The sequence below is a fragment of the Rhodococcus ruitaii genome (genome assembly GCF_055230935.1).
This window is the reverse complement of the sequence record NZ_JBUYWC010000042.1, coordinates 1-1474: the sequence shown is the minus strand read 5'-3', so window position 1 is coordinate 1474 and position 1474 is coordinate 1. Positions and strand designations below refer to the sequence as shown.

At 66.7% G+C, this 1474-nt stretch carries 1 protein-coding gene; it reads left to right on the top strand.

Going from position 1 to position 1474, the window contains the following annotated elements:
• Positions 1-1474: ABC transporter substrate-binding protein (locus tag ACZI8W_RS26105; RefSeq protein ID WP_463371443.1), on the top strand; the 1474-nt coding region annotated here is incomplete at both ends.

The following is a 1474-nucleotide window of genomic DNA, read 5'->3' as shown; positions in this document are numbered from 1 at the left end:
CTTGCGCGTGGTGGTGACGAGGGGGTGTGCGATGCCGGCAAGGCCGGCGGGGCGGTGACGATCGCGGAGCAGACCGAGCCGCAGACGATGGATCCAGCCGGCGGCTACTTCTATGTCAATCCGGCGCAGCAGATCTACTCGTCGTTGATGCGGTGGAACCCGACCAAGTCGGAACACGAACCGCTGCTGGCAAAGTCGCTGACCCCGAACACCGATCACACCGTGTGGACTCTGACCCTGCCGGAGGGGGCCGTGTTCCCCGACGGCACTCCGTTCGACGCGACCGCGGTCATCGCCTCCATCGAACGACACCGCGGCGAGGCCAGCCGTTCCATGTGGGCCACCCGCAGCCGCAGCATCACCGCGATGACACCTGTCGACCCCCTCACGGTCGAGTTCACCCTGGCCGCGCAGTGGGTCGAGTTCCCGTACCTTCTCGAGACCGGCGTCGGAATGATCACCAACCCGAAGGTCGATCCGGCGTCACTGGCCTCCGCGCCGCCGTCGAACGCGGGCGCCGGCGCATTCACCCTCGACCACTGGACCCCCGGCAACGAGGTCGTCCTGAACAAGAAATCGGACTGGTGGAACGGGCCCGTCTGTCTCGACACCGTCCGCGTCATCGCCATCCCCGACGCGAAGGCCCGCAAGGACGCCTTCGACATGGGTGAGGCTCAGGTGTTCCTGGGGAACGCCGACCTCGAGGTGTCCCAGCAGGTCGTCGACAGTGGCCCGAACTACTCGAAATACCCACTGCGCATGGGATTCACACCGAACTTCGGTATCGGCTCCAATGCCGACACCACACCCACCCGCAACCCCGACGTGCGCCTCGCACTGCAGCTCTCGCTGGACCCGGCACTGATGAGCGACCGCGTCACCGGCGGGGTCGCCGAACCGGTCACCACCCTCGTCTCGAGCGACAGCCCCCTCGGCGAAGGCCTCGAAGGCGTCGCCTACGACCCCGAGAAGGCCAAGCAACTCGTCGACAAGGCCAAGGCCGCAGGCTGGGACGGTTCACTGTCGGTGATGTCCGCCAACCAGTCCGGAAACATCGCGATCGCCAACCAGGCCATCGCGCAATGGCGCAACATCGGCATCGACGCCACCCTCAACGCCGTCGAACTGGCCGACCTGATCAAGGCGTCCCAGCTCGGCGGCGGCGGGTTCGACGTCCTTGTCTCCGGCGGCGGGCAGCAGTCGCTACCCGAATGCACCTCCTGCGACCTCGACCAGTACATCACCGGCGCGTCGCTCAATCGGGTCAATTACACGAACCCTGAAATCGACGTGCTTTCCGTGCAACTCGACGCCGCCAGCCCGGACCAGCGCCCCGCGCTCCTCGCGCAGGTCCAGCAGGCATGGAACGCCGACATCCCCCGCATCATCTACGGCCAGCAGTACTACCTCACCGCCTGGACCCCCGACCTGCAGGGCGCACTCCCGTCCTGGCAGCTCGACATCGACCTCTCCC